This window comes from Amycolatopsis sp. PS_44_ISF1, from assembly GCF_032335455.1.
GTDB lineage: Bacteria > Actinomycetota > Actinomycetes > Mycobacteriales > Pseudonocardiaceae > Amycolatopsis.
Genome location: NZ_JANUXO010000002.1, coordinates 2,392,443 through 2,417,447, shown reverse-complemented (window position 1 = coordinate 2,417,447; position 25,005 = coordinate 2,392,443). Strand labels below are relative to the sequence as shown.

Genomic DNA, 25,005 nt, shown 5'->3' with positions numbered 1-25,005 from the left:
GAGCACCCCCATGAAGACCCCCAAGCCCGTGGCGTTCGCGCTCGCCGCCGGACTGCTCGGCCTGCTCGCGGCCTGCGGCGGCACCGGCGGCGCGGCGGCGGACGGCAAGACCGTCACCGTGTACACAGTGGACGGACTGGAGGACTGGTACGCCGCCCGGTTCGCCGAGTTCCGGCAGCAGACCGGCATCACCGTGCGGGTGGTCACGGCCGGCTCCGGCGAGGTCGCCTCGCGCGTGGAGCAGGAGAAGGCCCACACGCAGGCCGACGTGCTGGTCACGCTGCCGCCGTTCATCCAGCAGGCGGCGAGCCAGGGCGTGCTCGCCCCGTCCTCGCCGCAGGGTGCCGACCAGGTGCCGGCTGCGCAGAAGGACCCGCAGGGCCGGTACTTCGCGATGATGGACAACTACGTCAGTTTCATCTACAACCCGCAGCAGGCCCGGCCCGCGCCGAAGACGTGGGACGACCTGCTCGACCCGAAGTACCGCGGCCGGCTCCAGTACTCCACGCCCGGTGAGGCCGGCGACGGCACCGCCGTGCTGCTCCAGTTGCAGCACGTGTTCGGCGACCAGGGCGCGCTCGACTACCTGGGCCGGCTGCAGGCGAACAACGTCGGGCCGTCCTCCTCGACCGGAAAGCTGCAGCCGAAGGTGGCCAAGGGCGAACTGCTGGTGGCCAACGGCGACCTACAGATGAACCTGGCCGAGATCGGCAAGAGCGGCGGCTTCGACGTCTTCTTCCCGGCGGACGCGCGGGGCCGCCGCTCGACCTTCGCGGTCCCGTACGAGGCCGGTCTGGTCGCGAACGCCCCGCACGCGGACAACGCCAGGGAGCTGCTGGACTTCCTCTTCTCCCCGGCCACCCAGGCCAGGGCGGCCGACGCCTTCGGCCTCCCGGCCCGCGCCGACGTCCGGGCCACCGGCGCGAACGCGGACCGGATCAAGGCCGCGATGAGCGGGGTCGAGGTCTGGTCACCGGACTGGGCCGCGGTGCTGGGCCGCCTCGACGCGGACCTGGCCGCCTACCGCAAGGCCGTCGGCCGATGAGCGCGGCGGTCGAGTTCCGCGGGGTTTCGGTCCGCTTCGGGTCGACGCAAGCGCTTGCGGCCCTGGACCTGACCGTGGCCCGAGGGGAGACCCTGGCCCTGCTGGGCCCGTCCGGCTCGGGCAAGTCGACCGCGCTCCGGGCGCTGGCCGGGTTCGTCCGGCCCAGCTCCGGGCGGGTGCTGCTGGACGGCCGGGACGTCACCGACCGGCCACCGCACCAGCGCGGGCTCGGGGTGGTGGTGCAGAGCTACGCGCTGTTCCCGCACCAGCGGGTGGCCGGCAACGTGGCCTTCGGGCTCAAGGCCCACGGGCTGGGCCGGGCCGAGGTGGCCCGGCGGGTGGCCGAGGTGCTGGGGCTGGTGGGCATGGGCGCGTTCGCCCGCCGCTACCCGCGCGAGCTCTCCGGCGGGCAGCAGCAGCGGGTGGCGCTGGCCCGCGCGCTGGCGATCCGGCCCGGGGTGCTGCTGCTGGACGAGCCGCTGTCGGCTTTGGATGCCGCCCTGCGCGAGGAGATGATCGCCGAGCTGCTGCGGCTGCGCGCGGAGCTGCCGGACACCACGATGATCCACGTCACCCACGACCAGGCCGAGGCGCTCGCGCTGGCCGACCGGATCGCGGTGCTGCGCGAGGCGCGGCTGGTCGAGCTGGGCCCGAGCGAGCAGCTCTACCGACGCCCGGCCAGCGGGTTCACCGCGAGTTTCCTCGGCGGGGCGAACCTGGTGCCGGTCGAACTGGTCCGGTTCGGCGGCGCGGGCACCGCGGTCGTCCGCCTCGGCGGGCGCGAGCTTTCGGCCGAGACCACCGGCGCGCTCGGCGAGGGCCGGGCAGTGGCGCTCGGCGTGCGGCCGCACCGCGTCGGGGTGGGCGCACCGGGGCCGCACGCGTGGCCCGCTTCGGTCCGCGCGGTGCAGTGGCGCGGCAGCGGTTACCGGCTCGACCTGCACCTGCCCGCCGCGGACTGCGAGCTGCGGGCCGAGGTGCCCGACGGGCCCGCCCTGCCCGCCGTGGGCGACGCGGTGGGAGTGTCCATTCCGGACGGCTGCCCGTTGCTGGACGTGGGCGCGTGACCGGGCTCCTGCTCGACGTCGCCGCCCCGGTGCGGGCCGGGCGCCCGGCGCGGGCCCGCCGCGCCGGGCTGTGGTGGCTGCTCCCGCCGGTGGTCGTGCTGCTCGGCTTCTTCGGCTACCCGCTGGTGCTGGTGGCGGTGCAGTCGTTCACCTCGAAGTCCGGCGAGCTCACGCTCTCGGTCTGGGGCGAGGTGCTGGGCTCGGCCGAGTTCCGGGACGCGGCCGGGCCGACCGTGCTGCTCGCGCTCGGCTCGGCGGCCGGCTGCCTGCTGCTCGGCACGTTCCTGGCGCTGGCGGTGGCGTTCGTGCCGTTCCCGGGCGCCCGCGGGCTGGCGCGGGTGGTCGACACGCTGCCGGCCTTCCCGTCGTTCCTGATCGCCCTCGCGTTCACCTTCCTCTACGGCAGCGCGGGCCTGCTCGGCGCCGGGGGCTTCCTGTACTCGCCGTGGGGCGTGCTGCTGGCCGAGGTCACCTTCTACACGCCGTTCGTGATGCGCCCGGCGCTCGCGGCGTTCGGCCAGGTGCCCGCGGCGCAGCTGGAGGTCGCGGCGAGCCTCGGCGCGCGGCCGGGCCGGGTGCTGCGCCAGGTGGTGCTGCCGGAGGCGCGGCCGGCCCTGGCTTCGGGGACCTGCCTGGTGCTGCTGCTGACCGTGAACGAGTTCGGCATCGTGGCCTTCCTCGGCGCCAAGGGGGTTTCGACCCTGCCGGTGCTGATCTACGGCAAGGCCATCGTGACCTTCGACTTCCCGGCCGCGTCCGTGGTCGCGGTGGTCGACGTGGTGTTGTCACTGGTGCTCTACGCGGGGCACCGCCGGGCTGTGGGAGGAGGCCGCCGTGCTGCTGTGGACCAGGCGTAGCCGGTTGCTGCTGTGGCTGGTCGCCGGAGTGGTGTTCGCCGTGGTGGTCGCGGCCCCGCTGGTGATGATCGGGCTGGCGTCCTTCGCCGGGCACTGGACCGGCGTGCTGCCCGGCGGTTTCACGGTGTCCCACTACCGCGAAGCGTTGTCGGGCGAGACTTTCGCGAGTCTTTCGGTGAGCGTGCAGACCGGGGTGATCGCGTCCGCGGCGGCGGTGCTGCTCGGGACCTGGGCGGCGCTGGCGGCCGACGGCGCTCCGGCCCGGGTGCGCCGGGCCGTGGGCGCGCTGTTCCACCTGCCGATCGCGGTGCCTTCGGTGGTGCTGGGGCTGGCCCTGCTGGTCGCGTTCAGCCGGCCGCCGCTGGCGTTCAACGGCACCCGGTGGATCGTGCTGACCGCGCACCTGGTGCTCCTGCTGCCCTTCGCCCACAGCACGGTCTCGGCCGCGCTGGCCCGGGTGGACCCGGGGCTGGCGCAGGTGGCGGCCAGCCTCGGCGCGCGGCCGGCGCGGGTGCTGCTGCGCGTCCGGATCCCGGTGCTGCTGCCCGCGATGACCGCTTCGGCCGGTCTCGCGCTGGCCATGTCGATGGGGGAGCTGGGCGCCACGATGATGCTGTACCCGCCGGACTGGCGGACGCTGCCGGCCGGGGTGTTCGCCCTGACCGACCGCGGGCAGGTGTTCCTGGCCTCGGCCGGCACCGTGGTGTTGCTGGTGGTGACCCTGGCCGGGGTGGTGCTGCTGGGCCTCGGGCGCGGCCGCGCCCGCTGAACGGGTTCCGGTCCGCCGCGTGCAACCGTTCGGGACCCCGGTTCCGTCCGCAGGGTATGCGCACAATGGCGAAAGTCCTGGGTACGAGCGTTTTGCTGCTCTCGGTGGCGGCTTGTGGCGGGCAGCCCGGTCCGGGCGCCCCCGCACCGTCCACCCCGGCGGCGCCGGCGCCGGGGTCGTCTTCCCCGCTCCCGGCGCCGCCGCCCTCGCCGTCCGGCCCGGCGCAGGGCCGGCCGACGCAGGGCGTGCCGCCGGGCGACACGGCCCCGGCTCCGGGCCAGGTCGACGCTTCGGCGCTGCCGGCCGGCTACCCCCACGACCTCACGCTCGCCGAAGGCGGCAAGGTCGTGGTGATCCAGGCCGAGGAGGGCGGCTGCGACAAGATCTCCGCCCGCGCCGGGGAGCAGACGGCCGAGCAGGCGGTGGTGCTGGTGACCGTGACCAAGGCGCCGCGCGGCCAGATGTGCCCGATGCACATCAAGGAGGCGTCGCTGCCGGTGCCGCTGGAGCAGCCGCTGGGCGGGCGGAAGCTGGTTCTGCGCCCCGGATCCTGATCGCGTGCAACCCGTGGCCGCGCCGGTTCCGTCCTCACCGCATGAGGCACTTGACGAAGCTGGTCGGCACGGGCCTGATCCTCTTGACGGTGACGGCCTGTGGCGGACCGGAAACGATGGCCACCGCACCCGGCGCACCGAGCGGCACCACAGCCACCACCCCGCCGTCCGCCCCGGGCAAACCCCAGCTCCACCTGCCGCCGGGGCGCACCCCGGTGGCGGACGGCCAGGTCGACGGCACGGCGCTGCCCCAGGACTTCCCGCGCCAGGTCTACACGGCGGACGGCGGCCGGACGATCACCCTGCGCGCCGAAGAGGGCGGTTGCCAGCACGCGCTCGGTCAGGCGGTCGAGCAGACCGCGCAGCGCGTGGTCCTCGATCTGAGCGAGACCAAGGCGCAGACCGGGCAGATGTGCACGATGGACCTGCGGTACCCGTACATCTCGGTGCCGCTGTCCGCCCCGCTGGGCGGCCGCGCAGTGGTGCTGAAGCAGTCCACGCCGCGCTGAGCCCCCCTTCGCGGTTGCCGGAAGACTCGTGGTCGGGGGGCCTTCCGGCGACCGGGCCGCGCAGAGGTGTCCGACACCTCTGCGCGGCTCATCTCCCGCCGGCGCGCCCGAGGCCCTAGTCTCAGCGCCCATGGGAACACGCCAGGTTTCGCGCACCGCGGTGGTCGCCGCGTCGCCCGAGCAGCTCTTCGAACTGCTCGCCGACCCCGCCAAACACCCGCTGATCGACGGCTCCGGCACGGTCCGCGCCCACCGCGACGGCGGCCCGGACCGCCTTTCGCTGGGCGCGCGGTTCGGCATGGACATGAAGATGGGCGCCCCCTACAAGATCCAGAACACCGTGGTGGAGTTCGAAGAGAACCGGCTGATCGCGTGGCGGCACTTCATGGGCCACCGCTGGCGCTGGCGGCTCGAGCCCCTGGGGGACGGCCGGACCGAGGTGACCGAGACCTTCGACTGGTCGACGGCCAAGTCGCCGCTGGCCATCCAGCTCGCCGGGTTCCCGAAGAAGAACACGCGGGGGATCGAGCGGACGCTGGAGCGGCTGAAGGGCATGTTCCCCGGCCGATCCTGAAACCGGGGAGCGGAACGCACCGCTTTGCCGCGTGAAGTCCGCTTCGCGGCGTGACCTGCGCTGCGTTCGCCCGGCCGCCCGGACAGTTAGTTGTAGTGTGCTAAATGTTATAGCTCTACAACTACTTGCGGGGGGACCGTGCCCGAGCTGAGCCACCGGCGACGGCAGGCGGTGCTGGCCGTCTGCTGCCTGAGCCTGTTCATCGTCGGGCTCGACAACACGATCGTGAACCTGGCGCTGCCGTCCATCCAGCAGGACCTCGGGGCGTCGGTCTCGAGTCTGCAGTGGACGATCGACGCCTACACCCTGGTGCTGGCCAGCCTGCTGATGCTGTCCGGGTCCACGGCGGACCGGCTGGGCCGGCGGCGGACGTTCCAGACCGGGCTGGTGCTCTTCGGCCTCGGCTCGCTGCTGTGCGGGGTCGCGCCGAGCATCGGGCTGCTCATCGCGTTCCGGGCGGTGCAGGCGGTTGGCGGCTCGATGCTGAACCCGGTGGCGATGTCCATCATCACCAACACCTTCACCGAGCCGAAGGAGCGGGCGCGGGCGATCGGCGTCTGGGGCGGGGTGGTCGGGCTGAGCATGGCGGTCGGCCCGGTGGTCGGCGGCGCGCTGGTCGGCCCGTTCGGCTGGCGCTCGATCTTCTGGATCAACGTGCCCGTGGCGGTCGCCGCCGTGGTGCTCACCGCGCTGCTGGTGCCGGAGTCGCGGGCGCCGCGGGCGCGGCGGATCGACCCCGTGGGCCAGTTGCTCGTGATCGTCCTGCTGGCCGGGCTGACCTACGGCATCATCGAAGGCCGCGAAGCGGGCTACGGCTCGCCGCGGATCCTGGGCGTGTTCGCGGTGGCCCTGCTCGCGTTGGCGGTGCTGGTGCCCTACGAGCGGCGGCGCCGGGATCCGTTGCTGGAGCTGAAGTTCTTCCGCAGCGTGCCGTTCTCCGGGGCGACGGTGATCGCGATCTCCGCGATGGCCGGGCTGTCCGGGTTCCTCTTCGTCAACTCGCTCTACCTGCAGGACGCCCGCGGCTACAGCGCGCTCCACGCGGGCCTGCTGACCCTGCCGATGGCCGTGATGACCGCGGTGTTCGCGCCGATCTCGGGCCGACTGGTCGGCACGCGCGGCGCCCGGCTGCCGCTGGTCGTGGCCGGCGCGGGCATCGCGGTGGGCGCCGCGATCCTGGCCTGGGCCACCCAGGCCCCGTCCGGGTGGCCGCTGATGGCCGGCTACGTGGTCTTCGGCCTCGGTTTCGGCCTGGTCAACGCGCCGATCACCAACGCCGCGGTGTCCGGTATGCCGCGCGCGCAGGCCGGGGTCGCGGCCGGGATCGCGTCGACGAGCCGCCAGGTCGGCGCGTCGTTCGGCGTCGCGGTGATCGGCACGGTGGTCACCGCCCGGGTGCACGGCCCGTTCCGCACCGGCTTCGCGGCGGCCAGCTCGGTGGGCTGGTGGGTGATCGCCGGCTGCGGGCTGGTGGTGCTGGCGCTCGGCCTGGTCACCACCAGCGGCTGGGCCCGCGCCACCGCCGCCCGGGTGGCCGCGGGACTCGAGGACGAGCCCAGCCCCGGCCTGGTGCCGGCCCGGTGAGCGACCCGGCGGCCGTGCGCGCCTGGGCCCGGATGCGTTCGCTGGTGCTGGAGCAGCACGACCGCCGCCGGGCGGTCGGTGACGCGCTCGGCCTGAGCTTCGTCAAGGTCAAGGCCCTCTACCGGCTGGCCGAGGCGCCGATGACCATGGGCGAGCTGACCGGGTGGCTCGCCACCGACCCGCCGTACACCACGCTGGTGGTGGACGACCTGGTCGGACGCGGGCTGGCGGTCCGCGAACCGCATCCCGGAGACCGGCGCAGCCGGGTGGTCACCCTCACCCCGGCCGGTTGTGCAGCGGCCGAGCTGGCTCTGGGCATCCTGGAGGAGCCGCCCGCGGCCATGCTCGCCCTGCCCCCCGGCGAACTCGCCGCCCTCGACCGCGTCCTGGCCCGGCTGACCGGGCGCGGGGTCAGTGGAAGCTGATCTGCAGCACGGGCTCGCCGGTGGTGGCGAAGAAGTCGTTGCCCTTGTCGTCGATGACGATGAAGGCCGGGAAGTCCTCGACCTCGATCCGCCACACCGCTTCCATGCCCAGCTCGGCGTATTCGAGCACGTCGACCTGCTTGATGCAGTCCTGGGCCAGCCGGGCGGCCGGCCCGCCGATCGAGCCGAGGTAGAAGCCGCCGTGCGCCTGGCAGGCGGCGGTGACCTGCTTCGAGCGGTTGCCCTTGGCCAGCATCACCAGCGAGCCGCCCGCGGCCTGGAACTGCTCGACGTAGGAGTCCATCCGCCCGGCCGTGGTCGGGCCGAACGAACCGGACGCGTAACCCTCCGGTGTCTTGGCCGGGCCCGCGTAGTACACCGGGTGGTCGCGCAGGTACTGCGGTAGCTGCTCACCCGCGTCGAGGCGCTCGGCGATCTTCGCGTGCGCGATGTCGCGGGCCACCACCAGCGGGCCGCTCAGCGAGAGCCGCGTCTTCACCGGAAGCTGCGAGAGCTGCGCGCGGATCTCGGCCATCGGCCGGTTGAGGTCGACGGGCACGACCTCGTCGGACAGGTCCTCCCCGGTCACCTCGGGCAGGAACCGGGCCGGGTCGCGCTCGAGCTGCTCGATGAACACCCCGTCGGCGGTGATCTTGGCCTTGGCCTGGCGGTCGGCCGAGCAGGACACCGCGATGCCCACCGGGCAGGAGGCGCCGTGGCGCGGCAGCCGGATCACCCGCACGTCGTGGCAGAAGTACTTGCCGCCGAACTGCGCGCCGATGCCGAACTGCCGGGTCATCTCCAGCACCTGCTGCTCCAGGTCGGGGTCGCGGAACGCGTGGCCGAGCTCCGAGCCCGCCTGCGGCAGGGTGTCGAGGTAGCGGGCGGAGGCGAGCTTGGCGACCTTCAGGGTGAACTCCGCCGACATGCCGCCGACCACGATGGCCAGGTGGTACGGCGGGCAGGCCGCGGTGCCGAGCCCGCGCAGCTTCTCGTCCAGGAACCGGGCGAGCCGCTTCGGGTTCAGCACGGCCTTGGTCTCCTGGAACAGGAAGGTCTTGTTCGCGCTGCCGCCGCCCTTGGCCATGAACAGGAACTCATACGTCGGCTCCGACGCCCCGCCGGGGCTGTCGCGGTGGTACAGCTCGATCTGCGCGGGGAGGTTGGACCCGGTGTTGCGCTCCTCCCAGAAGTTCAGCGGAGCCATCTGCGAGTACCGCAGGTTCAGTTCCTGGTAGGCGTCGAAGATGCCCCGCGACAGCGCGCGCTCGTCGTCACCGCCGGTGAGCACGCCCTCGGAGCGCTTGCCGATCACGATCGCGGTACCGGTGTCCTGGCACATGGGCAGCACCCCGCCGGCCGAGATGGCGGCGTTGCGCAGCAGGTCCATCGCGACGAACCGGTCGTTGCCGCTGGCTTCGGGGTCGTCCACGATGGCCCGCAGCTGGGCCAGGTGTGACGTGCGCAACAGGTGCTGGATGTCGGTGACGGCGGTGCGCGCGAGGGTGGTCAGCGCGGCCGGCTCGACCCGCAGGAACGTGCGCCCGGCGGCTTCGACGACCTCGACGCCGTCGGCGGTGACCAGCCGGTACTCGGTGGTGGCGTCCTTGCCGAGCGGCAGGACTTCGGTGTGCTGAAACGTGGTGGACGGCACAGCCAGGCTCCTTTGCCCTGAACGGAATCCGACCACGGTACTCAGCGCGGACCGCGCGCCCGGCACACCCCGCGGGCCCGTGTGGTCCAGAGCACGGCTGAAGGGGTGGCACTGAGGGGCGGCACTGAGAGGGACGGCGCTGAGGCGGCGGCACGGAGGGGGGCGGCACTGAGAGGGGCGGCGCTGGGGGGCGGCACTGCGGCAGACGACACGGAGGAACCGTCCGCCCGGCTTGGTTCGGGAGGCCGGGCCCACCCCGACGGACCCGACCTCCCGGGGAAGGCGGACGGATGCGCACGCACCCGCACCGCGTGGCTCAGACCTGGTGGCCCAGTCCCGGTGACTCGGTCCCGCTAACTGCAGACCCGGCGTCCGCTCGTCCCGGCCGGACGCCGCCACCGGCGACCCCTACCCACGACATTGTCGTGGTGCGGGTCATAAGTCAACGCGGCCGAACGGGTGTCACCGCGCCTGGTCGTTCCCACGTCCACGGGTGGTCGAACCCGAACTCGGCCCAGCGGTCGCGAATGATCGCCGAACGCAACCCGATCATCACCGAATCGCGACCTGACCAGGGGAAAGCGACGACCGGAGACTCGGGGAGCGATCCTCAGGGGCACCTGGTCCGGGTCGAGCATCGCTCGACCCGGACCCCCGGATCAGCTCGCGTACGCGCGCAACCGCTCGGCCCGCTCGCCCTGGCGCAGCTTGGACATGACCTCGCGCTCGATCTGGCGCACGCGCTCGCGGGAGAGCCCGAAGTGCTTGCCGATCTGGTCGAGGGTGCGGGGCTGTCCGTCGTCGAGGCCGTAGCGCAGCCGGATCACGTGCTGCTCGCGGTCGTCCAGCGTCGCGAGCACGCGGCGCAGGTCGTCCTGGAGCAGGCCCGAGATCACCGCGCTCTCGGCGTCGGTGGCCTCGGAGTCTTCGATGAAGTCGCCCAGCGGGGCGTCCTCTTCGGTGCCGACCGGCATGTCCAGGCTCACCGGGTCACGAGAGTGGTCGAGCAGGTCGGAGATCTTGTGCGCCGGGATGCCGGACTCGGCCGCCAGCTCCTCGTGGGTGGCGTCGCGCCCGAGCTGCTGGTGCAGGTCGCGCTTGATCCGGGCGAGCTTGTTGACCTGCTCGACCAGGTGGACCGGGAGCCGGATGGTGCGGCCCTGGTCGGCCATCCCCCGGGTGATGGCCTGGCGGATCCACCAGGTGGCGTAGGTGGAGAACTTGAACCCCTTGGAGTAGTCGAACTTCTCCACCGCTCGGATCAGGCCCAGGTTCCCCTCCTGGATCAGGTCCAGCAGCGGCATGCCCCGGCCGGTGTAGCGCTTGGCCAGGGAGACCACCAGGCGGAGGTTGGCCTCCAGCAGGTGGTTCTTGGCCACGTGGCCGTCGCGGACCAGGGCGTTGAGCTCGGTGCGGCGCCGGGGGGTGAGGTTCTCCCCGGTTTCGGCCATGTGCTGGGCGAACACCCCGGCCTCGATGCGCTTGGCCAGCTCGACCTCGTCGGACGCGCTGAGCAGGGCGGTCTTGCCGATGCCGTTGAGGTACACGCGCACCAGGTCGGCGGCCGGGCTCTGCGCGTCGAGGTCTTCTGCGGTGAGCGTCCCCACACCCGCCGGCGGCTCCTCGACGTAGGGTCGTGAAGGAATCCCGCGCTCGCGAATCCCGCGCGCCTCGCGTTCGAGAGTCTGGACTGACATTCTGCCTCCCCGGTCACGGGCTGAACGTGTCTTGCCGGTGTTGCCCCGCGGTGACGGGCCCTGTGGAAACCTGCGACCGCGGTCCCAGCCGGCTTGGCTGGTCATCGATCCCAACGCTCCGGGTACCCGAAACGTTCCCGGCTGGTACAGGGAAGACGGCGGGGGCGGGCGTGCGGTTGCTCCACCAAAACTGAGCTTTTCCTGAGAAGCACGCCGTGGCCGGGGAATCGTGAGGATCGTCGCTCGCGGGCACTCGGGTCCGCTCAGGCGCCGGGGCGGCGCGGCCCGTGTGGTCTAGACCTCTACGAGAAGGGTGAACGGGCCGTCGTTCACGCTCTCCACCGCCATCATCGCCCCGAACCGGCCGGTCGCCACTGTCGCCCCGCGCGCCCGCAGCTCGTCGATCACGGCCTCCACCAGCGGTTCGGCCACTTCGGGCCGCGCCGCCGCGGCCCACGACGGGCGGCGGCCTTTGCGGGTGTCGCCGTACAACGTGAACTGGGAGACGACGAGCAGCGGCGCGCCCGCGGTGGCGCACGACTGCTCGTCGCGCAGGATGCGCAGCTCGTGCAGCTTCCGGGCCATGACCGCGGCTTTCACCCGATCGTCGGAAGCGTGAATTCCCAGCAGCACCAACAGTCCTGGCTCTTCGATGGCGCCGGTCACACTTCCGTCCACCGTCACGCTCGCCCGGGTGACGCGGGCCGCGACCGCCTTCATGACGCAGGTCTCACTGACCGGTGGGCACGAGCATCCCGTGCCGCACCAGTTCGCGGACCACGGGCAGCGCCGCGGCGGCCAGCTCGCCGGCGTCGAGGCCCTGCGCCGCGGCCAGGAGCTCGATCAGGTCCTCCAGCGGCAGCGCGCCCTGACAGCCCGCCAGCAGCCGGGTGGCGAGCTCGTCGACCTCGTGCTGCCACCCGGGCCCGTCGGTCCGGTGCAGGCGCCGCACGGTGGTCTCCCAGCCTTCGGGCCCGGGGGAGTCGACGCGTTCCAGCAGCACCGTTTCCGGCACGCGGAAGGCCACGTCCATCAGCCCGTCGCCGTGGCCGCGGAGCCACTCCACGCGATCGAGCCAGTTCGCGGCCTCCGGGCCCAGCGGGTCGTCGTAGGCCTGGCGCAGGTCCTCGCAGACGACGGCCGGGGTCTTCCCGCCCGCGCGGCGCAGCGTGACGAACCCGAAGCCGATGCCCCGCACGTCGTTTTCGGTGAACCAGTCGAGCCAGACCGCGGCCTTGGCCCGGCCTTCCGGCGAGCGCGGGTCGATGCCCTCGTCACGCAGCCAGGTGCCCACGTACAGCGCGGGGTCGGCGACGTCGCGCTGCACGAACCAGGCGTCGGTCTCCGCGGGCAGCCAGCGGGCGACCCGGTCCGCCCAGTCCTCGCGGCCGGTGTGCAGCCAGGAGGCCAGCAGCTGGCCGACGCCGCCGTCGTTGAGCAGTCCCGGCAGCTGGCGCACCACGAGCGCGCTGGCGTCGTCGCCGGCCAGGCCGGAGTCGCGGTAGGTGTAGTCGACCCGCGGCGGCCCGACGACGAACGGCGGGTTGCACACGATCTGGTCGAACCGCCGCCGCGCCACCGGCGCGAACCATTCGCCGCGCAGCAGCTCCACGTCCAGCCGGTTGAGCCGGAACGTGCCCGCGGCCAGCGCGAGCGCTCGCGCGGAGACGTCGGTGGCGGTGACCCGCCGGGCGTGGCGGGTGGCGTGCAGGGCCTGGACGCCGTTGCCGGTGCCCACGTCGAGCAGGCTGCCCACCGGGCGGCGGCTGGTCGCGCGGACGAGGCTCAGCGAGGCGTGCCCGACGCCGAGCACGTGGTCCCCGGGCACGGTGTGGCCCAGCAGGTCGGCGTCGAGGTCCGAGACCACCCACCAGGAGCCCTCGTCGTCGCCGTGCGGGCGGATGTCCAGGGCGGCCCGGTACCCGCCGTCCTCGGCCTTCAGCACCCCGGCGGCCACCGCGGCTTCCACCGAAAGCGGGGCGAACGCCGTCTCGGCCGGCTGCTCGGGCTCGGTCAGCCCGAGCAGGAACAGCCGGATGAACGTGCCCAGCTCGCCGGCGTCGAGGCTGGCGCGGCGGGCGGGCTCGGGCTCGCCGCGGCCGAGCGCGGAGTGCGCCGCCCCGCCGAGCGCGGCCACCACGCCGTCGGTGTCGTAGGCGGCGCGGAGGAACGCCTCGCGCAGCCGGGCGCAGACGTCGTCGGACAGGTCGGGCTGAGACGGGTTCGTGCTCACGGTGGGTAAGCCTGCCACGATGGCCGTTGTGACCTACGAACGTGTCCTCGCTCCGCTCGACTCGGCGCTGCCCGGGCTGGAAGCGCTGTATCTGGACTTCCACCGCCATCCCGAGCTGGCCTACGCCGAGACGCGCACCGCGGCCGAGCTGGCGCGCCGGCTCACCGAAGACGGGTTCGAGGTGCACACCGGCATCGGCCGCACCGGCGTGGCCGGTGTGCTGCGCAACGGCGAAGGGCCCACCGTGCTGCTGCGCGCCGACATGGACGCGCTGCCGGTCGAGGAGCGGACCGGCCTGCCGTACGCGAGCACCGCCCGCGGCGTCGACGCCGAAGGCCGCGAAGTGCCGGTGATGCACGCGTGCGGTCACGACATGCACGTCACCTGGCTCTCCGGCGCCGCGAGCCTGCTCAGTGCCGCCCGAGAGCACTGGTCCGGCACGCTGGTGGCCGTGTTCCAGCCGGGCGAGGAGGCCGGGGCCGGGGCGCTGCGGATGCTCGGCGACGGGCTGTTCGACCTGGTGGGCGCGCCCGACTTCGTCTTCGGCCAGCACCTCGCGCCCGCCCCCGCGGGCTGGGTGCTGACCCGGCCGGGCGTGCTGATGGCGGCGTCGGACTCGCTGCGGGTCACCCTGCACGGCCGCGGCGGTCACGGCTCGCGCCCGGAGACCACCGTCGACCCGGCCGTGCTGGCCGCCTCGGTGGTGCTGAAGCTGCAGACGATCGTCTCCCGCGAGACCGCGGCCACCGAGCCCGCCGTGGTCACCGTCGGCTCGATGCACGTGGGCACCACGGACAACGTGATCGCCGACGACGCGGTGCTGGAGGTGAACACCCGGGCCTTCGACGAAGCGGGGCTCCTGCGGCTGCGCGCGGCGATCGGGCGGATCGCCCAGGGGGAGGCCGCCACCGCGGGCGCGCCGGAGCCGGCGGAGGTCGAATTGCTCCGCTCGTACCCGGTGACGGACAACGACGCAGCCCTCAACGGCGAGCTGGCCGAAGCGTTCCTCGCGCACTTCGGCCCCGAGGCCACCCTGCCGGCGCCGCTGGTCACCGGCAGTGAGGACTTCGGCGAGTTCGGCCGCGCGGCCGGCGCGCCCTCGGTGTTCTGGCTGGTCGGCGGGCACGACCCGGAGGAGGTGATCACCGCGATGACCGAAGGGCGCTTCGAACGCGACATCCCGTCGAACCACTCACCGCGGTTCGCGCCGGTGCTGCACCCGACCCTGCGGGCGGGGGTGGAGACGCTGGTGATCGCCGCGTTGTCCCGGATGGCCCACCCGGGTGTCCGATGAGCCGCGCGAGTGGCAGCATGGACGGCGGAGGTGGTGCTGTGAACGAGCCCGCCCACGGCCCGGATCCCCGTCCCGCCCCGGTGCTGATCACCGGGGCCGCCCCGTCCTACGACGACCAGCTCGCGGCGCGCAAGCGCAAGTACGTCGTGATGATGCTGTGCCGCATCCCCTGCCTGGTGCTGGCCGGGCTGACCTACCACACCTGGTGGCTGGCCATCACCTTCCTGGTCATCTCGGTGCCGCTGCCCTGGGTCGCGGTGCTGATCGCCAACGACCGCCCGCCGCGCAAGTCCGAGGACGCCAACCGCTACCAGCGGGAGGCCAAGCAGCTCGACCACCGCGAGCACCCGGTCATCGAGGGCTGAGCCCCGGACCGCCGCGGGTGCTCACGGCTGGGGCCCGACCCGGCCGACGGCGCGCGCGCCCAGCCTCGTGCCGGCCCGCAGGACCTCCACTGTGGACTTCCCGGCCAGCCAGGCGGTGAGCACCCCGGCGTCGAACGCGTCGCCCGCGCCGGTGGAGTCGACGCAGTCCGCCTCGACGGCGGGCACGGTGGTCACGCCCTGGGCGTCGACCCAGCTCGCGCCGTCCAGCCCGGCGGTGACGACCACGGCGCCGACCGGGCCGAGCAGCTCCTCGGCCGAGGCCGGGTCGGCCGAGCCGGTCAGCGCGACCAGCTCTTCGGTGTTCGGCATCAGCAGGTCGGTGCCGGCCACGTCGCGGAGGAACGCGGCGGCGTCGTGGATGTGCGCCGCCGCCTGCGGGTCGACCGAGGTGCTCAGCCCGGCCGCCTTCGCCGCCGCCAGCGCGGCCAGCCCGGCCGGGCGCGAAGACGGGTCCAGCAGCACGTAACCGGACAGGTGCAGGTGCCCCGCACCGGCCAGCGCCCCGGGCGTGACGTCGACGGGCTGGAAGCGCTTGTTCGCCCCGCGGTCGGCGAGCATGCTGCGCTGTCCGGTGCCGTCCACCAGCACCACCACGCAGCAGGTCGGCGCCACGGGGTCGACGGCGAACGCGCAGCGCACCCCGGCCGCCTCCAGCTCGGCGCGGATCAGCCGGCCGCCGGAGTCGTCGCCGATGCGCGCGACCAGGGTGGTGTCCACGCCGAGGGAACGCAGCCACAGCGCGGTGTTCGCGCCCGCGCCGCCACCGGTGAAGCGGATCTCGGCGCGCGCGTCCCCGCCGTGGGGGAGGGCCTCGTCGTGCCGGGCGACCACGTCCAGGCCGGCGTCGCCGACCACCACGATGCCGGTCATGCCAGCGCCACCGCGACCTCCGCGGCCAGCGCGGCGTTGGCGAGCACCAGCGCCTCGTTGGCGTCGATGCTCACGCCGCCGCTCGCGGTGTGGAAGTGCTCCAGCAGCACCGGGGTCACCGCCGCGCCGCGGACGTCGTTGTCCCGCAACAGCTCCATCCCCTCGGCGAGGAGCCGGTCGTGCCGGTCGCGGTCCATTTCGGACGGAGCCGGGACGGGGTTGGCCAGCAGCACGCCGGAAGGGGCGTACGCGCGGTGCGCGGCGATCACCGCGGCGGCCTGCTGCGCGTCGTCCACCCGCCAGCCGACCGGGTGCCCGGAGGAACGCAGGTAGAACGCCGGGAAGTCGTCGGTGCGGTAGCCCAGCACCGGCACCGAGTTCGTCTCCAGCACCTCCAGCGTCGCGGCGATGTCCAGCACCGACTTCACCCCGGAGCAGACGACCACGGTCGGCACCCGGGCCAGCACGCCGAGGTCGGCCGAGACGTCCCAGGTCCGCCCGGCGCCGAGGTGCACCCCGCCGAGCCCGCCGGTGGCGAACACGCCGATCCCGGCCGCGGCGGCCAGCGCCGATGTGGCCGCGACGGTGGTCGCCCCCGAGCGGCCGAGCCCGACGGCCGGTCCGAGGTCCCGCAGCGACAGCTTGTCCAGGCCGGCGCCGGGCGCGCAGACCCGCTCGAGCTCGGCGGGGGTCAGGCCGACGGCCGGGCGGCCGTCCAGCACGGCGATGGTCGCCGGCACGGCGCCGCCCGCGCGCACCACCTGCTCGAGCCGGTGGGCGACGTCGAGGTTGCGCCCGTGCGGCAGCCCGTGCGACAGGATCGTGCTCTCGAGCGCGACGACGGGGTGGCCGTCGCGCAGCGCCGAGGCGACCTCCGGGTGGAGGGACAGTTGCGTAGTCACGAACGGACATCCTCGGTGATCCGCGCCGGCGGGCCGGGCCCGGGGTCGGCGGGCGGTGATTCCGGCCGCCGGAGCGCTGAGGCATGATGGACGGGTGAGCACCGAGACGCTGACGAAGCCGGAGACCGACAGTTCCGAGTCGACCGACGACGACTCCCCGAAGATGTTCCACTACGTGCGCAAGAACAAGATCGCCGAGAGCGCGGTCATGGGCACGCACGTGGTGGCGCTCTGCGGCGAGGTCTTCCCGGTCACCAAGTCGCCGAAGCCGGGTTCCCCGGTCTGCCCGGCCTGCGAGGAGGTCTACAAGGGTCTCCGCCCGGGCCAGGACTAGCGGCTCCGGCTCCCCGGGGGCGGGCCCCGCGCGGGCCCGCCGTCCCGTCCTGCCCCCGGGCCGGTCCGGGTACGCGGGGGTAAGTTCGGGCGGACAAAAATGAAAATCTTTCACCCGGTAGCGGTGCGACCGGGGAGGAACTGGTAGACCGGCCCTCCGGCCAGTCCCCCTCCTCCCCGACGGAGTCCGCATGCGCAAAACCGGGATCGTTCTCGCCCTCGCCGCCCTGCTCGCCGCCGTGGTACCCGGGACGGCCGGCGCCGTCACCGGCTGGACCACGACCGGCTCCGACCGGGCCCGCCCGCTGGACGAGAGCCAGGGGCTGGCGACCGTCGTCCGCCCGTCCGGCACCACCATCCGCTACACCGGCATCGGCACGGTGCCGGCCGACCTCGCCGCGCAGGGCTGGAGCCACGTCGGCGACCCCGGTTCGGCGCAGGGCTGGTACGTCGAGCCCTACCAGCGCGACGACCGCGGCGCGAAGCTCTTCCGCGTGCAGGCCCCGGACGGCACCTGGGCCGACTACCGGCACGAACTGGAGCCGTGGGAGGCGAACAACAACTCGTTCGCCGCGGTCTCGCCCGACGCCCGCTGGCTGGTGGCCGGCGAGTACGGCACCATGGACCGGCTCCTGGTGCACCCGATGCCCGGCGTCGCGTTCACCGACCCGGGCCGCAACCTGCCCTACGCCTCCGCCGTCCGGCTCGACCACCAGGTCCGCGACGTGCAGGGCTGCGACTTCGTCACCGCCACCCGGCTGGTGTGCTCCTCCGACGACCCGGACGGCAGCCTGTTCGGCACGATCAAGCCGCTGCTGCAGGTCGACCTGGCCGGCCCGCTGTCCGGCGCCGACGTGACCGGGCACGTGACCTCACTGGGCCGGCTGCCGCTGGAGAGCGGCTGCAGCGGCGGCTTCGAGGTCGAGGGCATCGACTTCGACGAGCGGGACGGCACCCTGCGGGTCGTGGTGATGTCGCCGGGCGTGTGCGTCGCGATCGACAGCAAGACCTGGCGCTTCCACCAGTGACCGCTCGCGGGGGTTCGGGCCGGTTCCCGCCGGGCTGAACCCTCACGAGGTGCGCGTGTCGTCCTTTTCGGCCGCGGGCCCGGTTTCCGGCACGGAGTCGACGGCCTGGCCCGAGGGGGTGTCCGGCGTCCCGTCCTCCCGAGACCGGGACTCCCCGGCCTCGGCAGGGCGGGGCCGCCGCAGCGGGATCGTGCCGCGGTCCCAGAGCTTGTGGCCCTCCTCGGCCCGCAGCCGCTCGTTGGCCCGCTCCATCTCCAGCCGCCGCCAGCGCCGCCGCTGCCGCCGCGTCGCCCGGGCCGGCCACAGCTCCTGGATGGCGCTGTTGAAGTACGCGCCGCCGACCACCGCGAGCCCGATGAAGAACATCAGCAGCAGGAACGCGATCGGCGCGGCCAGCGCGCCGTAGGTGTAGCCGGTCTTGGTGATCCAGTTCAGGTAGATGCGCAGCCCGACGCTGGAGAGCAGGAAGATCACCATGGCCAGCACCGCGCCCGGCAGCCCGCGGTGCCAGGGCAGCCGCCGCGGCAGCGAAAGCTTGTACAGCGTGGTCAGCGCCAGCACGATCATCACGCCGAGCACCGGGAAGTACAGCGTGCCGACCCAGTCCGCCACGGTCGGCCGCCAGTCCACCGGGAAGAACTCCGGCAGCAGGTCCGGGCCGATCGCCAGCAGCGGCAGCCCGACCACCAGGACGACCAGCGCGCACAGGTAGAGCAGCAGCGCGAAGATCCGCTGCCAGACCTCGTTGCGCACGCCGTACTGGTCGTGGGCCACGGTGATCGCGTCGACGAACGAGGACATCGCCGACGAACCCGCCCACAGCGAGATGAGGAAGCCGACCGAGACGATCTCGCCCTTGCCCACGGTGAGGATGCTGTTCACCGTCGGCTCGATGATCTCCTGCACCGCGTTGGCGCTGAAGATGGTGTGGCAGAAGGTGATGATCCGGTCGTGCACGGCCGTGACCACGCCCTGGCCGAACCACTCGCCGATGAAGCCGAGGCTGCCCAGCAGCCCGAGCAGCAGCGGCGGCAGCGACAGCGTCTGCCAGAACGCGGCCTCGGCGGCTTCGGAGAAGATGTTGTTGTCCCACGCCTTGGCGAGGGTGCGCGTGAGCAGGCGCCACGGCCCCTTGCGCGCTGTCTTCGCTTCGGTCGCCGACCCGGCGTCCGGCTTCACCTCACCCATGGTGGGTCCCAGCATGGTCCATTCGCGCGAATTTGGCTCGTCACCGGTGGGGTCCCCGGGCGTGTCGGGTGACTTCGGCCGTGGCGTGCCGGGCGCGGAGGGAGGTGGAAGGTAGGCTCACGGGAGTGCCCTCACCGCAGTCGCCGGCGTCGAAGCCGGTACCACAGTGGGGGTTCTCGCATGTCTTCTCGCATGTCACAGCCGGTCCGAGCAGGGGGTGAGCCGAGTTTGTCCGAGACGACCCAGCGGGTCCTCGGGGCGCCGCCCGCCGAGGCGGACTCCACCGCCCGCCCGCTGCGGGCCTGGCAGCGCCGCGCGCTGACGAAGTACCTGACCAAGCGGCCGAAGGACTTCCTGGCGGTCGCGACGCCGGGCGCGGGCAAGACGGTCTTCGGCCTGCGGATCGCGGCCGAACTGCTGTCGGACCGCACCGTCGAGGCGGTCACCATCGTCACGCCCACCGAGCACCTGAAGCACCAGTGGGCGGCCGCCGCGGCGGCGGCGGGCATCGCCATCGACTCGAACTTCCGCAACACCACCGGCGTCACCTCGCCGGACTACCAGGGCGTCGCGATCACCTACGCGCAGATCGCCGCGCACCCCACGCTGCACCGGGTGCGCACGGAGAACCGCAAGACGCTGGTCATCCTCGACGAGATCCACCACGGCGGCGACGCGAAGTCGTGGGGCGACGCGGTGCGCGAGGCGTTCACGCCGGCGGTGCGCCGGCTGGCGCTGACCGGGACCCCGTTCCGGTCCGACGACTCGGCCATCCCGTTCGTCACCTACGAGCCCGACGAGGGCGGCTTCCAACGCAGCCGCGCCGACCACTCCTATGGCTACGCCGACGCGCTGGCCGACGGCGTGGTCCGGCCCGTGGTCTTCCTCGCCTACTCCGGCGAAGCCTCCTGGCGCACCAGCGCGGGGGAGGAGTTCACCGCGCGGCTGGGCGAGCCGCTCACCGCGGAGCAGAACGCGCGGGCCTGGCGCACGGCGCTCGACCCGTCGGGCGAGTGGATCCCCTCGGTGCTGCACGCGGCCGACACCCGGCTCTCGCAGCTGCGCGCCCAGGGCATCCCGGACGCGGGCGGCCTGGTCATCGCCACCGACCAGGAGTCGGCGCGGGCGTACGCGAAGATCCTGGAGCGGATGTCCGGCGAGCTGCCGACCGTGGTGCTCTCGGACGATCCCAAGGCCTCCGGGCGGATCAAGGAGTTCTCCGAGTCGAACGAGCGCTGGCTGGTGGCGGTCCGGATGGTGTCCGAGGGCGTCGACGTGCCGCGGCTGGCCGTCGGCGTGTACGCCACCAGCGCGTCGACCCCGCTGTTCTTCGCCCAGGCCATCGGCCGGTACGTGCGGGCCCGCAAGGCCGGCGAGACGGCCAGCGTCTTCCTGCCCAGCGTCCCGGTGCTGCTGGAACTGGCGAGCGAGCTGGAGGCCCAGCGCGACCACGTGCTCGGCAAGCCGCACCGCGAGCAGGAGGGCTGGGACGACGAGCTGCTCGCCCAGGCCAACCGGACCGAGGACGAGCCGGGCGAGGAGGAGAAGGCGTTCACCTCGCTGGGGGCTTCGGCCGAGCTCGATCAGGTGATCTACGACGGCAACTCGTTCGGGACCGCGGTGTTCTCCGGCTCCGACGAGGAGCAGGAGTACCTCGGCCTGCCCGGGCTGCTGGAGCCCGACCAGGTCCGCGCCCTGCTGCGCCGGCGGCAGGAGGAGCAGCTCTCCGACGAGAAGCGGCGCAAGCCCAAGGAGGCCGAGCCGGCGGCGGCCCCGGCGCGGCCGCAGTCGGTCGGTGAGCGGATCGGCACGCTGCGCAAAGAGCTGAACGCTCTGGTCGGCATGTACCACCACCGCACGAAGAAGCCGCACGGCGCGATCCACAACGAGCTGCGCCGGGTGTGCGGCGGCCCGCCCACGGCCATGGCGACCATGGAGCAGCTCGAAGAACGGATCGTCACGCTCCGCTCCTGGTAGCGGTAGCGGCTCGGAACCCGCTGGGCCCGGCTGTCACTCTGCGCGCCGAGGCGGCGCTGGGCCGTTCGAGTCGCCCGGGATTCCGGTCGTCACGCTCCGCTCCGGGTCGGTCCGCCACGGCCGGTCCCGCCGGATCGCGCTCATCACGCTCCGCTTCCGGTGGAACTGGTCCGCCCGGGTGGGCCAGGTCCGGTGGCCGCGCCGCGGCGATGACCCTCCGTCCTGGCGGGACGCCTGGCTCCGGGACGATGCCGTCCGGCCGCCCGGAACGGACCGGGTACGCACCCGGTGGTTTTTTCCATGATCACTGCGCGTGTCCCCGAGTAACGACCGGTGCCTCTTCCGGTGGTCACGCTGAGTGTGTGCCGACCATCACTCCGTCAGGCGATTTACTCTTTCCGGACGGTAACCGGGCCATGTTGCCGAACCGTGTCCAATTGGTGTCATTTAATCGATCCAGCTATCTTCCGCGAAGTCGCTCAGCGGCATATGTTGTCGGCCACAACATATGCGCGTCGGTGCGCCGGGACCTCCGGATCACCGCCCGCGAGCATGATCCGGAAGGAACGAGGATGCGCAGCAGAACCCTTACCCTCCTTGCCGCCACGGTGAGCACCGGCCTGGTGCTGACCGCCTGCGGGGCCAACTCCAACTCCGGGGGCTCTGGGGACAGCTCCTCGTCGGCCTCCGCCCCGGCGGGCGGCGGCGCCAACGGCAAGGTCGGCGTGATCCTCCCGGAGACCGCCACCTCCGCCCGGTGGGAGGCCTTCGACAAGCCGATGCTCCAGAGCGCGCTCCAGGCGCAGGGCTTCTCGGCCGACATCCAGAACGCCCAGGGCGACAACCAGAAGTTCTCCACCCTGGCCGACGGCTTCATCAGCCAGGGCGTCAAGGTCCTGATCATCGCCCCGTCCGACCCGGCGGTCGGCGCGGCCATCGAGGCCAAGGCGAAGACCGCGGGCATCCCGGTCATCGACTACGACCGCCCGAGCCTCGGCGGCTCGGCCGACTACTACGTCTCGTTCGACAACGAGAAGGTCGGCGAGATCCAGGCCCAGGGCCTGGTCGATGCGCTCAAGGGCAAGCAGGGCGCCAACATCGTGCAGATCGAGGGCGCGCCGACGGACAACAACGCCACCCTGTTCGGCGACGGCCACGACAAGATCCTCAAGCCGCTCTACGACTCGCACGCGTTGAACCTGGTGCGCAAGCAGGCCATCAACGACTGGGACGCGGCGCTCGGCGGCACCACCTTCGAGCAGATCTTCACCGGCGCCGGCGGCAAGGTCGACGGGGTCGTGGCGGCGAACGACGAGCTCGCCGGCGCGGTCATCACCGTGCTGAAGAAGAACGGCCTCAACGGCAAGGTCCCGGTCACCGGCCAGGACTCCACCGCGGCCGGCCTGCAGGCCATCCTGCGCGGCGACCAGACGCTGACCATCTTCAAGCCGATCAAGGAAGAGGCCGAGAACACCGCGAAGCTGGCCGCGGCGCTGGCCAAGGGCGACAAGGCCGGGGCCGACGCGATCGCCACGGGCAAGCTGCACGACCCGAAGAACAACCGTGACCTCAAGTCGGTGCTGCTCGACCCGCGCCTGATCACGGTGAACAACGTCAAGGACGTCGTCACCCAGGGCTACGTCAAGGCGTCGGACCTGTGCACCGGTGACCTCGCCGCCAAGTGCACCCAGTACGGCATCTCCTGAGCTGACTGAGTAGCACACCCCCTTACCGCCGGGCCGGGACGCGTACCCCGACGACGCGTCCCGGCCCGGTACCCACGCGAGAGATATGCGAATCCCATGAGCGAGCCCATTCTCGACATCAAAGGCCTGAACAAGAGCTTCGGCCCGGTCCACGTCCTGCACGACGTGGACTTCGCCGTGCGGGCGGGCGAGGTGACCGCGCTGGTCGGTGACAACGGCGCCGGCAAGTCGACGCTCGTCAAGTGCGTCGCCGGCATCCACCCCTACGACACGGGCACCGTGCTGTTCAACGGCGAGCCCGTGCACATCCGGGGCCCCAAGGACGCCGGCGAACTCGGCATCGAGGTCGTCTACCAGGACCTCGCGCTGGCCGACAACCTCGACATCGTGCAGAACATGTTCCTCGGCCGCGAGCGCGGCAGCCGCTGGCTGCTCGACGAGGCCAGCATGGAGAAGGCCGCGCGCGAGACGCTGGCCTCCCTCTCGGTGCGGACCGTGAAGTCCGTGCGCACCCCCGTGTCCTCGCTCTCCGGCGGCCAGCGCCAGACCGTCGCCATCGCGAAGTCGGTGCTGTGGAACAGCAAGGTCGTGATCCTGGACGAGCCGACCGCCGCGCTCGGCGTCGCGCAGACCCGGCAGGTGCTGGACCTGGTCCGCCGCCTGGCCGAGCAGGGCCTCGGAGTGGTGCTGATCAGCCACAACATGGCCGACGTGTTCGAGGTCGCCGACCGCATCGACGTGCTGTACCTGGGCCGCCTGGTGGCGGAGGTGCAGACCAAGGACGTCACCCACGGCCAGGTCGTCGAACTCATCACCGCGGGCCGTTCGGGCGACCTCGGCCTGGCCCGCCCCGAAGCCGCCGCGCTGTGAGCAACGAGAAAGAACCGGAAATGACTGAGACCCCTGCCAAGGCCGCGCAGCCGGACGCTTCGTCGAACGCGATCGCCGACTTCGGCATCGACACCACGTCGATGTCCACCGGCGAGGCGATCAAGGACTACTTCGCGCGGATGAAGGACGGCCAGCTCGGGTCGATCCCGGCCGTGCTCGGCGTGATCGTGCTGGCCATCCTGTTCAGCGCCCTCTCGGGCGACTTCTTCACCCTGCGCAACATCGCGAACCTGCTGGCGCAGGGCGCGGGCCAGACCATCATCGCGATGGGCATCGTGTTCGTGCTGCTGCTGGGCGAGATCGACCTCTCCGCCGGCACCGCGTCGGGCCTGTGCGCCGCGCTGATGGCGCTGCACTACGTCAAGAACGGCAACCTGCTGGGCTCCATGGGCACCGGGGTGTTCATCACCTTCCTGGTGGTGCTCGCGATCGCCGTGGCGCTGGCGCTGCTGCAGCGCATCTGGGCGGGCGCGGCGATCTCGCTGGTGGGCATCGTGGTGATCGCGATCGGCGTGCCGGTGAACCCGTGGCTGGAAATGCTGATCGCGGTCTGCGTCGGCACCGCCATCGGCTGCATCACCGGCTTCCTGGTGTCGAAGATCGGCATGCCGTCCTTCGTCGTGACGCTGGCGCTGTTCATCGTCTGGCAGGGCGTGATCCTGCAGTTCATCGGTGAAGGCGGCACGCTGCCGATCAGCACCGACGAGACGCTGAACGCGGTGGCGAACGGCAACCTCTCGGTCGTGGGCAGCTGGATCCTGTTCGTCCTCGCAGCCGGTGGTTACGCGCTCATCGCGCTCGGCCAGCACTTCTCCCGCCGCAAGCGCGGCCTGGTGGTCCAGCCGACGCCGATCGTGCTGTTCAAGGTCGGCGTGGTCGCGGTGCTCGCGGCGGTGGCGACCGCGCTGCTGTCGGTCAACCGCTCGTCGAGCAACCTCGTGGTGATCGAGGGGGTGCCGTACGTGGTCCCGATCGTGCTGGTGCTGCTGTTCGCGGGCACCTACGTGCTCAACCGCACCCGCTACGGCCGGCACATCTACGCGGTCGGCGGCAACAAGGAAGCCGCGCGCCGCGCCGGCATCAACGTGCCGAAGCTGCGCACCAGCGTGTTCGTGATCAGCTCGACCTTCGCCGCGATCGGCGCGATCGTGTACTCGTCGAAGATCGGCGCGGTCAACCCGCAGTCCGGTGGCCTCAACACGCTGCTGTTCGCGGTGGGCGCGGCGGTCATCGGCGGCACCTCGCTGTTCGGCGGCAAGGGCCGGATGATCGACGCGGTGATCGGTGGCGCGGTGCTGGCCATCGTGACCAACGGCCTCGGCCTGCTCCAGCAGTCCTCCGCCGTGGTCAACATCGTCACCGGCCTGGTGCTGATGCTGGCGGCTTCGGTGGACGCGCTCTCGCGGCGCCGAGCGGCTGCGTCGGCCCGCTGACCCGTGATGGGACGATCAGGCCGGTGAGC

Annotated in this window: 24 protein-coding genes; 17 read left to right on the top strand and 7 right to left on the bottom strand. The window is 72.6% G+C overall.

Going from position 1 to position 25,005, the window contains the following annotated elements; genetic code table 11:
- Positions 1-10 precede the first annotated feature (10 nt).
- From NYF13_RS24980 to NYF13_RS24940, 9 genes are all read left to right on the top strand, one after another.
- A complete protein-coding gene (locus tag NYF13_RS24980; protein WP_315660083.1) occupies positions 11-1,045 on the top strand; it encodes a 2-aminoethylphosphonate ABC transporter substrate-binding protein in 1,035 nt (344 codons plus the stop codon).
- The gene (locus NYF13_RS24975; protein ID WP_315660082.1) at positions 1,042-2,112 is read left to right on the top strand and encodes an ABC transporter ATP-binding protein; all 1,071 of its coding nucleotides are present in this window, start codon (positions 1,042-1,044) and stop codon (positions 2,110-2,112) included. The genes NYF13_RS24980 and NYF13_RS24975 overlap by 4 nt, the downstream gene beginning before the upstream one ends.
- Positions 2,109-2,969 carry a 2-aminoethylphosphonate ABC transporter permease subunit gene (locus NYF13_RS24970; RefSeq protein ID WP_396287641.1) on the top strand — a complete coding sequence of 287 codons (861 nt, stop codon included), beginning with the start codon at positions 2,109-2,111 and terminating at the stop codon, positions 2,967-2,969. The genes NYF13_RS24975 and NYF13_RS24970 overlap by 4 nt, the downstream gene beginning before the upstream one ends.
- Positions 2,947-3,738, top strand: a complete 792-nt coding sequence (locus NYF13_RS24965; protein WP_315660081.1) for an ABC transporter permease subunit — start codon at positions 2,947-2,949, stop codon at positions 3,736-3,738. Before NYF13_RS24970 ends, NYF13_RS24965 begins: the two co-directional genes overlap by 23 nt.
- Positions 3,739-3,803: 65 nt before the next feature.
- Positions 3,804-4,292, top strand: coding sequence for a hypothetical protein (locus NYF13_RS24960; protein WP_315660080.1), 489 nt, complete (start codon positions 3,804-3,806; stop codon positions 4,290-4,292).
- Positions 4,293-4,333: 41 nt separating this feature from the next.
- Complete coding sequence (locus NYF13_RS24955) at positions 4,334-4,801, top strand: hypothetical protein (protein WP_315660079.1); 468 nt, start codon at positions 4,334-4,336, stop codon at positions 4,799-4,801.
- A gap of 130 nt (positions 4,802-4,931) precedes the next feature.
- Complete coding sequence (locus NYF13_RS24950; protein ID WP_315660078.1) at positions 4,932-5,375, top strand: SRPBCC family protein; 444 nt, start codon at positions 4,932-4,934, stop codon at positions 5,373-5,375.
- 138 nt (positions 5,376-5,513) lie between these two features.
- Positions 5,514-6,959 carry an MFS transporter gene (locus NYF13_RS24945; protein WP_315660077.1) on the top strand — a complete coding sequence of 482 codons (1,446 nt, stop codon included), beginning with the start codon at positions 5,514-5,516 and terminating at the stop codon, positions 6,957-6,959.
- Positions 6,956-7,384 (top strand): MarR family transcriptional regulator, encoded by a 429-nt coding sequence (locus NYF13_RS24940; RefSeq protein WP_315660076.1) that lies wholly within the window; start codon positions 6,956-6,958, stop codon positions 7,382-7,384. The genes NYF13_RS24945 and NYF13_RS24940 overlap by 4 nt, the downstream gene beginning before the upstream one ends.
- Here the strand turns inward: NYF13_RS24940 and NYF13_RS24935 are convergent.
- The 4 genes from NYF13_RS24935 to NYF13_RS24920 form a co-directional block, all read right to left on the bottom strand.
- Positions 7,371-9,038 carry a fumarate hydratase gene (locus NYF13_RS24935; RefSeq protein WP_315660075.1) on the bottom strand — a complete coding sequence of 556 codons (1,668 nt, stop codon included), beginning with the start codon at positions 9,036-9,038 and terminating at the stop codon, positions 7,371-7,373. The genes NYF13_RS24940 and NYF13_RS24935 overlap by 14 nt on opposite strands.
- Positions 9,039-9,697: 659 nt before the next feature.
- Positions 9,698-10,735 carry a sigma-70 family RNA polymerase sigma factor gene (locus tag NYF13_RS24930; protein WP_315660074.1) on the bottom strand — a complete coding sequence of 346 codons (1,038 nt, stop codon included), beginning with the start codon at positions 10,733-10,735 and terminating at the stop codon, positions 9,698-9,700.
- A 294-nt stretch (positions 10,736-11,029) separates the two neighbouring features.
- Positions 11,030-11,455, bottom strand: a complete 426-nt coding sequence (gene dtd / locus NYF13_RS24925) for a D-aminoacyl-tRNA deacylase (RefSeq protein WP_315660073.1) — start codon at positions 11,453-11,455, stop codon at positions 11,030-11,032.
- Positions 11,456-11,465: 10 nt separating this feature from the next.
- A complete protein-coding gene (locus tag NYF13_RS24920; protein ID WP_315660072.1) occupies positions 11,466-12,968 on the bottom strand; it encodes a methyltransferase in 1,503 nt (500 codons plus the stop codon).
- A gap of 28 nt (positions 12,969-12,996) precedes the next feature.
- Between NYF13_RS24920 and NYF13_RS24915 the strand changes: the two genes are divergently transcribed.
- Together NYF13_RS24915 and NYF13_RS24910 are read left to right on the top strand one after the other, a co-directional pair.
- On the top strand, positions 12,997-14,262 hold the full coding sequence (locus NYF13_RS24915; protein ID WP_315660071.1) for an amidohydrolase: 1,266 nt from the start codon (positions 12,997-12,999) through the stop codon (positions 14,260-14,262).
- 17 nt (positions 14,263-14,279) lie between these two features.
- Positions 14,280-14,627, top strand: a complete 348-nt coding sequence (locus NYF13_RS24910; protein WP_315660416.1) for a DUF3099 domain-containing protein — start codon at positions 14,280-14,282, stop codon at positions 14,625-14,627.
- 21 nt (positions 14,628-14,648) lie between these two features.
- On the opposite strand, the gene NYF13_RS24905 is transcribed toward NYF13_RS24910, so the two are convergent.
- A complete protein-coding gene (locus NYF13_RS24905; protein WP_315660069.1) occupies positions 14,649-15,518 on the bottom strand; it encodes a sugar kinase in 870 nt (289 codons plus the stop codon).
- Positions 15,515-16,420, bottom strand: a complete 906-nt coding sequence (locus NYF13_RS24900; RefSeq protein WP_315660067.1) for a pseudouridine-5'-phosphate glycosidase — start codon at positions 16,418-16,420, stop codon at positions 15,515-15,517. Before NYF13_RS24900 ends, NYF13_RS24905 begins: the two co-directional genes overlap by 4 nt.
- A 94-nt stretch (positions 16,421-16,514) precedes the next feature.
- Between NYF13_RS24900 and NYF13_RS24895 the strand changes: the two genes are divergently transcribed.
- Together NYF13_RS24895 and NYF13_RS24890 are read left to right on the top strand one after the other, a co-directional pair.
- The gene (locus NYF13_RS24895) at positions 16,515-16,754 is read left to right on the top strand and encodes a DUF3039 domain-containing protein (protein ID WP_315660066.1); all 240 of its coding nucleotides are present in this window, start codon (positions 16,515-16,517) and stop codon (positions 16,752-16,754) included.
- A 190-nt stretch (positions 16,755-16,944) separates the two neighbouring features.
- Positions 16,945-17,781 (top strand): hypothetical protein, encoded by an 837-nt coding sequence (locus NYF13_RS24890; RefSeq protein ID WP_315660064.1) that lies wholly within the window; start codon positions 16,945-16,947, stop codon positions 17,779-17,781.
- 42 nt (positions 17,782-17,823) lie between these two features.
- Here the strand turns inward: NYF13_RS24890 and NYF13_RS24885 are convergent, their stop codons facing one another.
- Positions 17,824-18,969, bottom strand: a complete 1,146-nt coding sequence (locus NYF13_RS24885; RefSeq protein ID WP_315660062.1) for a YihY/virulence factor BrkB family protein — start codon at positions 18,967-18,969, stop codon at positions 17,824-17,826.
- A gap of 192 nt (positions 18,970-19,161) precedes the next feature.
- Here NYF13_RS24885 and NYF13_RS24880 point away from each other — a divergent pair, with 192 nt between their 5' ends.
- The 4 genes from NYF13_RS24880 (at position 19,162) to NYF13_RS24865 (ending at position 24,976) form a co-directional block, all read left to right on the top strand.
- The gene (locus NYF13_RS24880; RefSeq protein WP_396287638.1) at positions 19,162-20,946 is read left to right on the top strand and encodes a DEAD/DEAH box helicase; all 1,785 of its coding nucleotides are present in this window, start codon (positions 19,162-19,164) and stop codon (positions 20,944-20,946) included.
- A gap of 572 nt (positions 20,947-21,518) precedes the next feature.
- Complete coding sequence (locus NYF13_RS24875; RefSeq protein WP_315660059.1) at positions 21,519-22,652, top strand: substrate-binding domain-containing protein; 1,134 nt, start codon at positions 21,519-21,521, stop codon at positions 22,650-22,652.
- Between the two features lie 96 nt (positions 22,653-22,748).
- Positions 22,749-23,522, top strand: coding sequence for an ATP-binding cassette domain-containing protein (locus NYF13_RS24870; RefSeq protein ID WP_315660058.1), 774 nt, complete (start codon positions 22,749-22,751; stop codon positions 23,520-23,522).
- Between the two features lie 20 nt (positions 23,523-23,542).
- Positions 23,543-24,976 (top strand): ABC transporter permease subunit, encoded by a 1,434-nt coding sequence (locus NYF13_RS24865; protein WP_315660056.1) that lies wholly within the window; start codon positions 23,543-23,545, stop codon positions 24,974-24,976.
- Positions 24,977-25,005: the final 29 nt, after the last annotated feature.

Bases quoted from the DNA above. Each gene is read 5' to 3' on its own strand.
- NYF13_RS24980 (WP_315660083.1), top strand. From the start codon at position 11: ATGAAGACCCCCAAGCCCGTGGCGTTCGCGCTCGCCGCCGGACTGCTC.
- NYF13_RS24975 (WP_315660082.1), top strand. From the start codon at position 1,042: ATGAGCGCGGCGGTCGAGTTCCGCGGGGTTTCGGTCCGCTTCGGGTCG.
- NYF13_RS24960 (WP_315660080.1), top strand. From the start codon at position 3,804: ATGGCGAAAGTCCTGGGTACGAGCGTTTTGCTGCTCTCGGTGGCGGCT.
- NYF13_RS24955 (WP_315660079.1), top strand. From the start codon at position 4,334: ATGAGGCACTTGACGAAGCTGGTCGGCACGGGCCTGATCCTCTTGACG.
- NYF13_RS24950 (WP_315660078.1), top strand. From the start codon at position 4,932: ATGGGAACACGCCAGGTTTCGCGCACCGCGGTGGTCGCCGCGTCGCCC.
- NYF13_RS24930 (WP_315660074.1), bottom strand. From the start codon at position 10,735: ATGTCAGTCCAGACTCTCGAACGCGAGGCGCGCGGGATTCGCGAGCGC.
- dtd (WP_315660073.1), bottom strand. From the start codon at position 11,455: ATGAAGGCGGTCGCGGCCCGCGTCACCCGGGCGAGCGTGACGGTGGAC.
- NYF13_RS24910 (WP_315660416.1), top strand. From the start codon at position 14,280: ATGGACGGCGGAGGTGGTGCTGTGAACGAGCCCGCCCACGGCCCGGAT.
- NYF13_RS24905 (WP_315660069.1), bottom strand. From the start codon at position 15,518: ATGACCGGCATCGTGGTGGTCGGCGACGCCGGCCTGGACGTGGTCGCC.
- NYF13_RS24890 (WP_315660064.1), top strand. From the start codon at position 16,945: ATGCGCAAAACCGGGATCGTTCTCGCCCTCGCCGCCCTGCTCGCCGCC.
- NYF13_RS24885 (WP_315660062.1), bottom strand. From the start codon at position 18,969: ATGGGTGAGGTGAAGCCGGACGCCGGGTCGGCGACCGAAGCGAAGACA.
- NYF13_RS24880 (WP_396287638.1), top strand. From the start codon at position 19,162: ATGTCACAGCCGGTCCGAGCAGGGGGTGAGCCGAGTTTGTCCGAGACG.
- NYF13_RS24875 (WP_315660059.1), top strand. From the start codon at position 21,519: ATGCGCAGCAGAACCCTTACCCTCCTTGCCGCCACGGTGAGCACCGGC.
- NYF13_RS24870 (WP_315660058.1), top strand. From the start codon at position 22,749: ATGAGCGAGCCCATTCTCGACATCAAAGGCCTGAACAAGAGCTTCGGC.
- NYF13_RS24865 (WP_315660056.1), top strand. From the start codon at position 23,543: ATGACTGAGACCCCTGCCAAGGCCGCGCAGCCGGACGCTTCGTCGAAC.